Annotated in this window: 15 protein-coding genes; 8 read left to right on the plus strand and 7 right to left on the minus strand. The window is 71.6% G+C overall.

What is annotated here, in order from left to right; all coding sequences use genetic code 11:
* The first annotated feature begins 1 nt into the window (after position 1).
* On the plus strand, positions 2-613 hold the full coding sequence (locus tag ACFVGS_RS16980) for a CGNR zinc finger domain-containing protein (RefSeq protein WP_384406579.1): 612 nt from the start codon (positions 2-4) through the stop codon (positions 611-613).
* 98 nt (positions 614-711) lie between these two features.
* Here ACFVGS_RS16980 and ACFVGS_RS16985 read toward each other — a convergent pair whose 3' ends face one another.
* The 3 genes from ACFVGS_RS16985 to ACFVGS_RS16995 all read right to left on the minus strand — a co-directional run bounded on the left by ACFVGS_RS16985 (position 712) and on the right by ACFVGS_RS16995 (position 2,157).
* On the minus strand, positions 712-1,155 hold the full coding sequence (locus ACFVGS_RS16985; RefSeq protein ID WP_384406577.1) for a DUF2267 domain-containing protein: 444 nt from the start codon (positions 1,153-1,155) through the stop codon (positions 712-714).
* Between the two features lie 74 nt (positions 1,156-1,229).
* Entirely contained in the window at positions 1,230-1,625 is a 396-nt protein-coding gene (locus ACFVGS_RS16990) for a DUF2267 domain-containing protein (RefSeq protein ID WP_384406575.1), read from the minus strand.
* 100 nt (positions 1,626-1,725) lie between these two features.
* Positions 1,726-2,157, minus strand: a complete 432-nt coding sequence (locus ACFVGS_RS16995) for an Hsp20/alpha crystallin family protein (RefSeq protein ID WP_384406573.1) — start codon at positions 2,155-2,157, stop codon at positions 1,726-1,728.
* A 127-nt stretch (positions 2,158-2,284) separates the two neighbouring features.
* On the opposite strand from ACFVGS_RS16995, the gene ACFVGS_RS17000 reads away from it, so the two are divergent.
* Both ACFVGS_RS17000 and ACFVGS_RS17005 read left to right on the plus strand, forming a co-directional pair.
* Positions 2,285-3,001, plus strand: a complete 717-nt coding sequence (locus ACFVGS_RS17000) for a type III effector protein (protein WP_385692876.1) — start codon at positions 2,285-2,287, stop codon at positions 2,999-3,001.
* A 581-nt stretch (positions 3,002-3,582) separates the two neighbouring features.
* Positions 3,583-5,403: a VWA domain-containing protein gene (locus ACFVGS_RS17005; protein WP_385692877.1), complete on the plus strand. Its 1,821-nt coding sequence runs from the start codon at positions 3,583-3,585 to the stop codon at positions 5,401-5,403.
* Between the two features lie 216 nt (positions 5,404-5,619).
* Here the strand turns inward: ACFVGS_RS17005 and ACFVGS_RS17010 are convergent, their stop codons facing one another.
* Positions 5,620-6,060: a VOC family protein gene (locus ACFVGS_RS17010; protein WP_385692878.1), complete on the minus strand. Its 441-nt coding sequence runs from the start codon at positions 6,058-6,060 to the stop codon at positions 5,620-5,622.
* Between the two features lie 235 nt (positions 6,061-6,295).
* On the opposite strand from ACFVGS_RS17010, the gene ACFVGS_RS17015 reads away from it, so the two are divergent.
* Both ACFVGS_RS17015 and ACFVGS_RS17020 read left to right on the plus strand, forming a co-directional pair.
* A complete protein-coding gene (locus ACFVGS_RS17015) occupies positions 6,296-6,955 on the plus strand; it encodes a glyoxalase (RefSeq protein ID WP_385692879.1) in 660 nt (219 codons plus the stop codon).
* Between the two features lie 132 nt (positions 6,956-7,087).
* On the plus strand, positions 7,088-7,522 hold the full coding sequence (locus ACFVGS_RS17020) for a YdeI/OmpD-associated family protein (RefSeq protein ID WP_384406563.1): 435 nt from the start codon (positions 7,088-7,090) through the stop codon (positions 7,520-7,522).
* A gap of 111 nt (positions 7,523-7,633) precedes the next feature.
* Here the strand turns inward: ACFVGS_RS17020 and ACFVGS_RS17025 are convergent, their stop codons facing one another.
* Entirely contained in the window at positions 7,634-8,170 is a 537-nt protein-coding gene (locus tag ACFVGS_RS17025; protein WP_385692880.1) for a hypothetical protein, read from the minus strand.
* Between the two features lie 167 nt (positions 8,171-8,337).
* Here ACFVGS_RS17025 and ACFVGS_RS17030 point away from each other — a divergent pair, with 167 nt between their 5' ends.
* Positions 8,338-8,694, plus strand: coding sequence for a hypothetical protein (locus tag ACFVGS_RS17030; protein ID WP_384406559.1), 357 nt, complete (start codon positions 8,338-8,340; stop codon positions 8,692-8,694).
* A gap of 74 nt (positions 8,695-8,768) precedes the next feature.
* Positions 8,769-9,599, plus strand: coding sequence for a DUF2785 domain-containing protein (locus ACFVGS_RS17035; protein WP_385692881.1), 831 nt, complete (start codon positions 8,769-8,771; stop codon positions 9,597-9,599).
* A gap of 293 nt (positions 9,600-9,892) precedes the next feature.
* On the opposite strand, the gene ACFVGS_RS17040 is transcribed toward ACFVGS_RS17035, so the two are convergent.
* On the minus strand, positions 9,893-10,078 hold the full coding sequence (locus ACFVGS_RS17040; RefSeq protein WP_384406555.1) for a CsbD family protein: 186 nt from the start codon (positions 10,076-10,078) through the stop codon (positions 9,893-9,895).
* 40 nt (positions 10,079-10,118) lie between these two features.
* Complete coding sequence (locus tag ACFVGS_RS17045; protein ID WP_385692882.1) at positions 10,119-10,529, minus strand: hypothetical protein; 411 nt, start codon at positions 10,527-10,529, stop codon at positions 10,119-10,121.
* A gap of 337 nt (positions 10,530-10,866) precedes the next feature.
* Between ACFVGS_RS17045 and ACFVGS_RS17050 the strand changes: the two genes are divergently transcribed.
* Positions 10,867-11,505, plus strand: a complete 639-nt coding sequence (locus ACFVGS_RS17050; protein ID WP_385692930.1) for a response regulator — start codon at positions 10,867-10,869, stop codon at positions 11,503-11,505.
* Positions 11,506-11,753: the final 248 nt, after the last annotated feature.

Raw genomic sequence — 11,753 nt, forward strand, 5'->3', positions numbered from 1 at the left:
TATGAGCAGTGCGACAGGCGGATCTCCTGCACTCAGCCCTCGTGCCGTCCCGCCGACGGTGGAGGCCGTTCTCGCGTTCGTGAACACGCGTGCGGACGGATCGGGTCGCCGTGAGTTGTTCGGGGACGGGGACGCGTTCGCGGCATGGCTGAGGGAGCGCGACGAGTTCGGTGGCGAAACCGTGGTGACCGATGCCGACGCCGCGGTCGCGCGCGAGTTGCGTGATGCCCTGGTGACCGTGCTGCTCGCGCACTCGGGCGATGAGGAAAGTCTGGGCGAGCCGCTGCTGCGGGCCGAGAGGCACCTGCGACGTGTGGGTGAGCTCTACCCGCTGGCCACGGCGGTCACGGCCGGCGGAGTGGAACTGACCTCGCCGCAGGCGGGGGTGCCGCGGGTGTTCGGGACGGTACTGGCGGCGGTGACGACCTTCGCCCAGAGCGGCGACTGGGGCCGCATCAAGGCGTGCCGGAACCCTCCGTGCCATTTCGGCTTCTTCGACCGCACCCGCAACGGTGCCGGGCTGTACTGCAGTACCGGATGCGGCTCTCAGGTGTCCATGCGCAAACACCGCCGACGGCAGCGCCAGGGCAGTGGCGCGCCGTCGGAGGCATGAGGCCGCCCTTCCGGCGAGGAAGGGTGATCATCCGCGGGGCAGGTGCACGGGCGAGGGGCGTACGTTGCGTCACGCCCGGCACCGGCGCGCACCTCGGTCTATGCGGTGGGCGCGAGTTCGGCGCGGCCGAAGAGCAGGGCGTAACCCGTGGGGAGCTGGGCCAGGATGCGGGCGGTGAGGTCCGGGCCGGCGTGGGCGGCGACGGCCGAGAGGACGGAGCCGGTGTCCCAGCGGGTGACGGCGAGGGAGGCGCCGGTGCGGGCGGCGAGGTCCTTGACGAAGGCCCAGCCGGTCAGCGGCTGGGTGTCGGGGACCTGTGCGGTCAGGACGCGGGCGGCCTCCAGGGGGAGGCAGGCGGCGAGGTCGACGCGTTCGTCACCGGTCAGCTGGCGCCCGAGCCCGGCCAGGACGAGGCGGACGGCTTCGTCGGCGCGTTCACGCGTGGGGTAGGCGCCTTCGTAGCGGACCTTCTCCAGCATCTGCTCGTACGCCTTCCCGCACGACTGCTGGTGATCGAGCGGTACGCGGACGTCGGAGATCACTGCGGTGCATGCCTTTCGTGGAGTCAGGAGGGTGAAGGGTGGCGCCGGCGTGCGTGCGGCACCACCCGTCCCGGTCAGCTGTGTTGGGGGCGGCCGAAGAGGAGGTCGTAGCCGACGGGCAGCTGGAGCAGGATCCGCCCCAGCAGTTCCTCGCCGGCGGAGTCGGCGACGGTGGACAGCACGGCACTGACGTCCCAGGCCGCGGTCTGCTCGGTCGCGCCCTCGATCCACGCCGCGGTCGCGCGCACGAACCGCTCCGGAGACAGCGGCTCCGCGCTCTGCAGCGGGTTGAGCAGGATCAGGGAGAACGCCTCTGGCAGGCGCGCCGCGAGCTGGGCGCGCACGTCGCCGACCAGATGGGCGCCGAGCAGGGCGAGCACCACGCGCGCCGCGCGCTCGGCTTCCTCCGCACTGTCGTACTCGCCGCGTTCCTTCACCTGGTCGAGGAATGCTTCGCGTCGCAGGGTCATCTCGGCCGCCAACCCTTCTTCTTCGGACGTACGACGGGGGTGCGGAGAGCGAGGTGAGGGGGAGATCGGGTGCTCGCCCTCCGCACCTGTCCGGCCGGTTTCAGCCGGAGATCTCCTTGCGGCCGGATCCGCCGCCGATGGAGATCTTGCGGGGCTTCGCGCGCTCGGCGATCGGAATACGCAGAGTGAGCACGCCGGCGTCGTAGTCGGCCTGGATGCGCTCGGTGTCGAGGGTGTCGGCGAGCACGATCTGGCGGGAGAAGACGCCCAGCGGCCGCTCGGACAGCTCCATCTGCACGTCGTCGGCCTTGGCCACCGGCCGCCGCTCGGCCTTCACGGTGAGCATGTTCCGCTCGACGTCGATGTCGATCGCGTCCGCGGTGACGCCCGGGAGGTCGAAGGCCACCACGTACTCGTCGCCCTCGCGGTAGGCGTCCATCGGCATCGGCGAGGGGCGGGACCACGTGCCCGGGCCCATCAGCTGCTGCGCCAGCCGGTCCAGCTCACGGAAGGGGTCAGTGCGCATCAACATCGTGAAAACACCTCCAGCAGGTTCGGGCAGTTGCTGCCAATGCGCCTCACAGACACCGTTGTAACATGTCATCCATCGGATGACAAACATGATGTCGTCGAAACGATGACAGTCTGAGGAGGTGCCCGTGACTGCAGCCGACCAACCGCCCGCGACCAGCGCAAACGCCCACAGCCCGGCCTCGTTCTTCGCCGCCTCGGCGGCCCTGCGGGCCATAGACGACGCCCTGCGCAACGCCCGGCGAGAGTCCCCGGACGCATCCGAAGGCCCCGACTCGGGCTCCGCGCCCCGCCCCGCTCCCGGCTCCCGCACAGGTTCCGACCCCGACCTCGGCTCCCGCGCAGGGGCCGATCCCGGCCCCGGGCCGGAGCAGGCGCTGGCCTCCCTGCTGCTGCTGCGGCAGGTGCGCGAGCAGCTGGCCGGATGGGAGACCGGCCTGATCGAAACGGCCCGGGAGGCGGGAGCCAGCTGGGCGGACCTCGCCCATCCCCTCGGCGTCGCCAGCCGCCAGGCCGCGGAGCGCCGCTATCTGCGCGGCCGTCCCGGCCCCGCGGGGACCACCGGCGAGCAACGCGTGACGGCCACCCGACAGGCCCGGGCCGCCGAACGCACCACCGCCACCTGGGCCCGCGCCAACGCCGCCGACCTGCGCCGTCTCGCGGGCCAGATCACCGCCCTCACCGACCTTCCCCCGGCCGCCCGGGGCCCGCTCGGCGAGCTCCACGCGGCCCTCGCCCACGACGACCCCGCCGACCTCATCGCCCACCTGGCCGCCGCCCGCCCCCACCTGGCGTCCGCCCACCCGGACCTCGCCGCCCGGATCGACAGGCTCACGCCGCCCTGAGCCCCCCCGACGCCTGTCCCCAGTCGTGAGGGGTAGATCCTCCGCCCTCATGGAGCACCACTCTGCGCTCTTTCGCGCCGGTGGACCGCCGCGCTCGGCACGAAGAGGCGGCACGAAGAGGCGGCGCGAGGCGTCGGCCCGAATGTGGTTGCGGTCGGAACGGTCCCGTCATAAGCCTGCGCAATCAGTGCAGGAAATTGGTATCCGGGAAGTTCTGAGGAACCGTTCGCATATGTTCATCGTCGATCGAGGCGTGTCCCTGATCACCCACAACAGCAGTGCTGCTTGGAACTGTTGAGACCTCGGCCGGCTCTGCGAGCCCGGAGGCCCGCCTGGTGCCACGCCGGGGCCGGGCATCCGGCTCACCCACGTGCGACCGCCCGGAGTCCCCATGTCCCAAGTCCCCATGTCCCAAGTCCTCGAGTCCCAAGTCCTCGGGTCCCCGAGTCCCCGAGTCCCGAGTCCTTGGGTCCTTGCAACGGACCTGGCAGACCAACCTTTCGGAGATCACCTTCATGTTTCTCAGACGACGTCGGCGACGTGCGCTCGCCGCCGTTTCTCTCCTCACACTTGCCGCGGTCGTGCCGTCAGCGGCGGCGGCCGCGAACGCCGCCGCGCCAGCAGCGCCCGGCGTTCCTGAGCCGGCCCGGATCGATCTGGTTCTCGACCTGTCCGGGTCGATGAACCAGAACGACGCCGGCGGCCTGACCCGCCTGGCCGCCGCGAAGCAGGCGGTCTCCCGGATCATCGACACCGCCCCCGCACAGGCCGAACTGGGACTGCGCGTGTACGGCGCCACCTATCCCGGGCAGGACAGGAAGCAGGGCTGCGCCGATACGCAGCTGATCCGGCCGGTGGCGACGATGGACCGGGCGGCGCGCGCGGATGCCAAGAAGCAGGTCGCGGGCTTCAAGGCGGTCGGCTTCACGCCGATCGGCGTCTCGCTGCGAGAAGCCGCCAAGGACCTCGACAGGAACGGTACGGGCGGCAAGCGCCGCATCGTCCTGGTCTCGGACGGCGAGGACACGTGTGCGCCGCCGCCCGCGTGCGAGGTGGCCCGCGAGCTCAAGGCACAGGGCATCGACCTCGCCGTGGACGTGGTCGGGTTCCGTACGCCCTCTACGGCGCGAGCGCAGCTGAAGTGCATCGCGGACGTGACCGACGGGTCGTACGCGGACGCCGACGACGCCGACTCGCTGACCGCCCATCTGGGCGCCCTGTTCCGCAAGGAGTGGCGGACCTACCACGCCACCGGAAAACCGGTCGACGGTTCGACGACCGGCTGCCAGGACGCTCCGCTGGTCGCCCCCGGCCAGTACCTGGACGAGTTCACCGGAGGCCGTGACCTCTACTACAAGGTGAAGAAGCGGCCGGACCAGCGGCTCCAGGCGAGCGCCACCGCCGTCGCCGAGGAGGGCTACGAGCGCGGTTCGATCATCACCGTCGCGGCCGGCCCGGCGGGCGACGGCGAACCCCGGGCGTGGCTGCGGGAGTTCGACCAGTCGATGGGCTGGGCGAACATCCTCTCCACCGGAGGACGCAGCAAGCCCGGAGCAGGCAACGACAAGCCCGCACCGGACGACACGGGCTGCATCATGGTCGAGAACGACATCACCAGGCCCGGCGACAAGCCCATGCCCGTCGAACTTCTCGTCGGCATCGCCGACGACAACACCCAGCAGACCGGCTCGCGGACTCCCGAACCCCGTACCGGGGCGGATGCCGAGGGCGGCTTCTCCTTCAACAGCGCCACGCCGATCGGACCGGGTACCCACCGCCAGTCCATCGCCGTCGGCGAGGCCCCCTTCTGGCGTGTCGAACTGAAGGCGGGTCAGAAACTGACGGTCAAGGCCGGCGTCGACATCCCGGCCGACTTCCCCGCGTCCGCCACCACCGGATGGGGCGTCACGGTCTACAACGCCCAGCGCACCTCGACACTCTGCAACGAGGACCACCGCTCCACCGAACTCCTCGCCGGCCGGACCGGACTCATCGAGCGGGTCTGCGGCCCGTGGGAGATCACCGAGCAGGACGACACGAAGAGCCCCGACCCCAACGGGTACGACGTGCCGGGCACCTACTACATCCAGGCGCAGGTGGCCGAGCCGGACGACAAGGCCAAAGGCATCGTGGTGCCGATCTCGCTGACCGTGGACGTCTCCGGCACACCACGCCCCGAAAACGGCCCGGTGTTCTTCTTCGGCGACGCCACCACCCAGGACGGAACACCGTCCGGAGCGAACGGCGACGGCGAACACGGCGCGACCAGCGCCCCGGCACCGTCGGCGAAGGACGGCGACTCGCCCCTGGGCAGCCTCGCCGTACCGGCCGGCGCCGGCGTCGCGGTCCTCGTGCTCGGGGGCATCACCTTCTACGCCCTCAGGCGCCGCAAGGGAGCCTGACCACGCCGGTCCGGCTGACTCCTGCGGGGTGGACGGACCGGGGGAAGGCGGCGCCGGCCGGGCAGACCTTCATGACCAGCCGGTATCCGCCGCCCTCCCCGGCGGGACCGTCGGCACCGGGACCGTCGGCACCGGGATCATCGGTGCCGCGGCTGCCGGTGCCGGCCCGTCCGGCCGTCCCCACGCCCACACACCGGGCCGGGCCGCGCAGGGTCGTCAGCTGATCTCTTCGGCGAGGGCGAGGATGATCCCCGAGGGGCCACGGAGGTAGCACAGGCGGTAGATGTCCTCGTACCGCGCCACCTCGCCGAGGAGTTCGGCACCGTGGGGGCGCAGGCGCGCGATGGTGTCGTCGATGTCGTCGACGGCGAACATGACCCGGTGCAGGCCCAGCGTGTTCGGCGGCAGAGGGTGCGATCCGTCGCCGGTCGCCGCGGGGGAGTGGTACTGCGCGAGCTCGAGCTTTCCGTGGCCGTCGGGGGTTCGCATCATCGCGATGTGGCTGCGGACTCCCTGGAGTCCGACGGCCTGGTCCGCGAAGAGGCCCTCGATCTCCGCCGTGCCTTCGACTTCCATGCCCAGTTCGGTGAAGAAGGCGATGGCCGCGTCCAGGTCTTCGACGACGATGCCGACGTTGTCGATCCGCTGAAGCGTCATGACGGTCTCCCTTGGCCTTGCGCGAGTCTTCGAGGTCACCGGTGCAGGCCACCGGTATACCGAGAACGGAGCCGGCGGCCCCGCCTCGACACCCGCAACCGGACCGAGTTCCCGGGCCCCGTTCTCCAGCCCAGCCCCGGGAATGTGCGAATGCGGGAACGTGACCCGCCCCAGGTCTCGACACCGGACCGGTCAGGATTGAAGAAGCCCCGTCCGCCGTGCGACCCCTAGCGTGATGGTCATGGCAACCACCACTTCCACCGCAGCCGACACGTCCCTCGCGTCCGTCACCCTTGAGGTGGCCGACCTCGACGCCGCTCGCCGCTTCTACGCCGCCTTCGGCGTGGACACGTACATACGCCTGCGGGAGTCCGACGCGCACTCCACCGGGTTCCGTGGCTTCACCCTGGCGCTCACGGTGTCCGGGCCGGCCACCGTCGACGGCTTCGTCCGCGCTGCCGTGGAGGCCGGCGCCACGGTGCTGAAGCCCGCCGCGAAGTCGATGTGGGGCTACGGCGGCGTCGTCCAGGCCCCGGACGGGACGATCTGGAAGATCGCGACGTCGGCGAAGAAGGACACCGGCCCCGCCACCCGCGAGGTCGACGAGGTCGTCGTACTGATCGGCGTCGAGGACGTGAAGGCCACCAAGCAGTTCTACGTCGACCGGGGCCTCACCGTGGCCAAGAGCTTCGGCGGCAAGTACGCGGAATTCGCCCCTGGCCAGTCCGGCCCCGTCAAGCTTGCACTGTACAAGCGCCGTGCCCTGGCCAAGGACCTCGGAGTCCCCGCCGACGGCACCGGCTCCCACCGCATCGTCCTCGGCAGCAGCGCCGGCGCCTTCACCGACCTGGACGGGTTCGCCTGGGAGGCTGCCGACCAGCCTTACGCGCAGTAGCCGCGATCGCCTGCCCCGGACCGTCCAGGACACGGCGGCGGACCCGTGTGTGCCGGGGGCAGGAGAAGCGGCTGTCCGGGCCCGGAGGGCCGGCTCAGCGGTGAGCCGGCAGAACCCCACAGGAGGAAGATCATGAAGTTTCGGACCCACGTCGAACCACCCGAGCCCATGCGGGGCCTGGAAGTTCCGGCCGAGGTGGTGACCGCGCTCGGCGGGGGCGCGCGGCCGCCGGTGACGATCACGGTCAACGGGCATTCCTGGAAGAGCCGGGTCGCCCTCCTGCGCGGCCGTCACCTGCTCGGTCTCAGCAACGCCAACCGACGGGCAGCGGGTGTCGCGATCGGCGACGAGGTCGAGGTCGAGCTGGAGCTCGACACCGAGCCGCGCGTCGTCGTCGAACCGGCGGACTTCGCCCAGGCCCTGGACGAGGACCCCGCCGCCCGCGCCGCGTACGACAGGCTTGCCTACAGCCGCAGGCGCGAGCACGTGCACGCCATCGAGAGCGCGAAGAGGCCCGACACGCGCCGACGGCGCATCGAGAAGGCCATTGTCACGCTCAGGGGCTGACCGGCGTCTGCCGCCGGCGGTCGGAGCCGCACGTACGGCACGGCGGCGTCCACCACCGACTGCGGAATCGGGCCGCCTGCGGCACCGACTTCGCCCGCCCCGCGGCCCGGGTCAGCTCGCCGGGCTGGTCAGGACGCAGTTCGGATAGTCGTTGTCCGGATCGCCGACGGCGGCCCAGAGCTTCAGGACCTTGCCCTGTTTCAAGGCGGAATAGGCGTCGGGCTCCCGGCCATCCGTTTCGGGGTGTTCGGCGTCGAAGGTGACATGGACGAAGCTCTCGTCCTTGTTGGAGCCCAGCCTCCAGGTGCCTGTTCCGGACCAGGCCAAGCTGTCGTACCAGCCGACGGCGACGCAGACCTTGTCGGCGAGAAACGTACCGTCCTGCTTCAGCGTCAGGGTTCCGCCGTCGGCGTCGGTCCACGTGGTCGCGACCTCGGCCGGTTTGAGGAAGACGGGTTCGCCCTCGGGCGGCGGCATGACGGTGAGCCTGCCGCAGGCCGTCAGGGCGAGGGCCGTGGCGGGCAAGAACAGCGCAATACGAAAGGAACGCAACACACTCCACCCCTGGCGGGTTCCGCGGGCCGCATGAGCGACCGGCCGCATCGAGAACGTATGCCGTACCCTGGCACAGGGCTTGAACGCGTTCAAGTCGTTGTCCTGGGTGACCACTCCTCGCGAGGCGTGAGGCGGCGGGGCAGCGCGTACGCCATTGCAGTACGTGTCGGCGCCGGCGCCGGTGTCGGGCCGTCCCGGGCCGGGTATGCCCCGCCCTGGCGACACCCCGGCAGCGGGCGGGGAAACAAGGGGGCTGCGAGATGAAACGCCGGAGCGTGGACAAAGGCTGTCTGGGGATCGGGCTGGTGTTCCTGCCCTTCGCCCTCGGGCTCGGGTACGTGCTGGTGGTCGCGGCATGGCGGTTCGGGCGCTTTCTCTGGACCACGGGCGGGCCACGGCTCGCCGAAGGCGACCCGGCAGCGTGGGCCGTCCTCGGGACGGTCCTCTTCCTCGGCGCGGTGATCGCCCTGATCCACTGGCACGCCGGCCGCGACGGCGGACCCAGCCCCGTTCCCGGCCGGCGCGTCCACCAGGGGGAGGACTGGCACTGGGAACCCGACCCGATCGACTACCCACCGAGACGGGAAACCGACACCCGGCCCCCGTCCGCCTCGTAAGCCGACCTCATCCACGAGAGAGGGAGTCCGATAACCGGTTGCCTTGCCCGGGGGCACTCACCGAAGGTGAGGCCGTGATCAAGAACGACGACAGGCCGCCGATCGACAAGGCCCGCTGGCTGGACCTCTACGAGAACGACTGCCCCGCCCCGGCCGCGGCCGAGCTGCCGGCCCTCGCCTCCGAACTGGCCGAGGCACTCCGCCACCCCGACCCGGACATCCGCGACGGCGCTCCCTACGGGGTGCTGCGGACGTGGATTCAGCGGGACGTCATCGACGAGCCGCTGCGCGCCCGGCTCGGTGCCGTGATGGCCGCCCGGTTCGACGACCCCGAGATCCAGGCGCGTACCTTCGCGCCGCTCGTGCTCGACATGATCGTCGGTCGCGGCGACTTCGACCCGGCATGGCTCGCCGCCTTCCGACGCTGGTACCCGGCCGAGAAGGACCTGCGCGGGTACGACCCCGAGCTCGGCTGGCTCCACGCCGTCGCGCACGGCGCCGACCTGCTGGGCACCTTCGGGCTCCATCCGGAGGTCGACCCGAAGGAGATGCTCGCGCTTGCGGCGGAGCGGCTCGTGGTTCCGACCGACGAGCTCTTCGCGCAGCAGGAGGACGACCGGCTCGCCCAGGGCATCGCCCGCACGCTCACCCGGCCGGAACTGTCCGAGGCCGAGGCACTCGGCTGGCTGGACGCGATCGAGACGGACTTCGCGGCCGGCCTGCGCGGCGCCCCCACCGTGGCCGCGCACACCTCCAACGCCATGCGCACGCTGCGGATGCTGTACCTCCTCGCCGACACCGGCGTACGGATCGACGGCGCCCCCGCCCCCAGGCGCCTGCCGCACGCGGAGCCGCTGAAGCGGCGCCTGACGGAGGTGCTGGCGCTGGTCTTCCAGGGGGCGTGACGGCGCTGCCGCGCCGTGGAGCCGCACGCTCCAGGGGCGCGTCTCGCCGTCAGGCGCCGGACGGCCGACCAAGACAGGTCGACGAGTGAGCGGAGACGACCTAGCTGCGGCTGCCCCAGAACGCATGGCCGGCACGGGCCCTCGGCCACCAGCCTCGGCCCCCGCCTGTTCTGTTCCCGAAGGTCAAGCCAGTGACTCCGCACCGATGAGCGGGCCGGCCGGGAGCCGGCGGACGTCGATGCCGCCGTCCGGCCGCACGGCGGCGGGCGGCGGGCATCCGATGCCGGGATGTGTTACGAGCGGCCGTGCTTGATCGAGTCCATGATGCCTTCGGCGCGGTGTCGAGCGCTCCTCATCTTCTGCCGGACCTTGGCCTTCCTCTGGTCCATCCGGCCTTCGGCCTCCAGGCTTTCGTGGCCGGTGACCTTTCCGGTGATCTCCTTGAGCCGCCCCTTGGCCTTGTCCATGGCGCTACTCATGTCCATGACTCCTCCGTCACGTCGGTTCCCACCCTCCACGTTAGGTTTGGACGTGTCCGGGTGCTCGTCGGCCGATCGGCTCGCCGCCCTCCGCCTGGCCCGCCGGCGGGGCGAGGGGCTGCCGGCGGAGGGTGCGCCTGAAGGAGGTGGCGAGCATCAGGCACAGGGCCGCGAGCGGCAGTTCGGCGAGAGCGGCCATGACGACGGCGGCCGTCCGTTCCGCGCCGGGACTCGCTGTGGCGAGGTCGATGCAGGCGTCGGCGACGAGGAGCGCGGCCGAGGCCGCCGCGGGGACCCGGCAAGCACGGTCCTGGCGCAGGACGCGGGTGCCCGCGGTGAGGAGTGCCGCCGCCTCGAGGGTGTCCAGTGTGACCCAGCCCGCCGCTTCGACAGGCGGCAGGGTGCCCGCCAGATAGCCCAGCCAGGGCAGCAGGGCCAGGCCGGCACCCACCAGGACGCGTCCTTGCAGGCGGCGGGCACGGCCGAGGCGTCCGGCGCTGCCGCCGTGCCGGGGAGCGCGGCCGCCATGGCCGGAGCAAACGGGAAGACGAATGTCGGACAAGGCCATGGAGGAGCTTCCCCTCGTGTCACGAACCCGGTTCTCGGGCTCGTGATCAACACTCCGCTCTCACCGTGCCGGAGTCAGTAACACCCATGTCCGGCTTGGGGTGGCACCAGCTGCACCCCCGCTCCGGGCACCACCTGCATGGTGGCCCCCCGCGCCCGGCACCCACAGGGGGACCGACCGTGATCGATGTGGAGCTGCCGTGGCCGACGTGAGACGCGCGGTGATCGCCGAGGATTCCGTGCTGCTGCGGATCGGCCTGGTCAAGGTGCTGGAGATGGCCGGCTTCGAGGTCGCGGCCGAGGCCGGGGACGCGCCCGGACTGCTGGCCGCGGTCGAGGCGCACCGCCCCGACCTGGCAGTCGTGGACGTCCGCATGCCTCCCGGCTTCACCGACGAGGGGGTTCGCGCCGCGCTGTCGATCCGCGCGAACAGCCCCGGGACCGCCGTGCTGCTGCTCTCGCAGTACGTCGAGGAACGCTACGCGGCCGAACTGCTCGCCACGAACACCAGCGGCGTGGGCTACCTGCTCAAGCAACGGGTCGCGGACGTCGAGGAGTTCATCGAGGCACTGCGCCGCGTGACCCGCGGCGGCACCGCCCTCGATCCCCAGGTCGTGGCCCAGCTCCTGGTCCGCCGCCCGAGCGACCCGCTGGACCGCTTGACCCCCCGCGAGCGTGACGTCCTCGCCCTGATGGCCGAGGGGCGCTCCAACGCGGGAATCGCCGCCCGACTCACGGTCAGCGAAAGCGCGGTGGCGAAGCACATCAACAGCATCCTCGCCAAACTGGACCTCCCGCCGACGGACGCCGACCACCGCCGCGTCCTCGCGGTCCTGCGCTTCCTGGGCGTCACCGGCTAGATCCACTCCGCGGCGTCACCGCAGGTGGCGCCGGCGGGCGTGAGTGGTGTACGGGCGGGCGTGAGGTGGTGTACGGGCGGGCGTGACGGGGGCGTACGGGCGGGCGTGACCTGGATGTACGGGCGGGCGTGACCTGGATGTACGGGCGGGGTGTGTGGGCGGGGGGCGGGGGGGGTCCGACGAGACACATACAGGGGGCGCCCCGCGCCGGCGGGCCCGCAGCCCCGCGCGGGGCGGTCCACCACCCC

Origin of the sequence: Streptomyces sp. NPDC127114, from assembly GCF_042677525.1 — a bacterium.
Classification (GTDB): domain Bacteria; phylum Actinomycetota; class Actinomycetes; order Streptomycetales; family Streptomycetaceae; genus Streptomyces.

Coding starts and splice junctions, on each gene's coding strand:
- ACFVGS_RS16980 (WP_384406579.1), top strand. CDS start 2: ATGAGCAGTGCGACAGGCGGATCTCCTGCACTCAGCCCTCGTGCCGTC.
- ACFVGS_RS16995 (WP_384406573.1), bottom strand. CDS start 2,157: ATGTTGATGCGCACTGACCCCTTCCGTGAGCTGGACCGGCTGGCGCAG.
- ACFVGS_RS17015 (WP_385692879.1), top strand. CDS start 6,296: ATGGTCATGGCAACCACCACTTCCACCGCAGCCGACACGTCCCTCGCG.
- ACFVGS_RS17040 (WP_384406555.1), bottom strand. CDS start 10,078: ATGAGTAGCGCCATGGACAAGGCCAAGGGGCGGCTCAAGGAGATCACC.
- ACFVGS_RS16990 (WP_384406575.1), bottom strand. CDS start 1,625: ATGACCCTGCGACGCGAAGCATTCCTCGACCAGGTGAAGGAACGCGGC.
- ACFVGS_RS17010 (WP_385692878.1), bottom strand. CDS start 6,060: ATGACGCTTCAGCGGATCGACAACGTCGGCATCGTCGTCGAAGACCTG.
- ACFVGS_RS17020 (WP_384406563.1), top strand. CDS start 7,088: ATGAAGTTTCGGACCCACGTCGAACCACCCGAGCCCATGCGGGGCCTG.
- ACFVGS_RS17030 (WP_384406559.1), top strand. CDS start 8,338: ATGAAACGCCGGAGCGTGGACAAAGGCTGTCTGGGGATCGGGCTGGTG.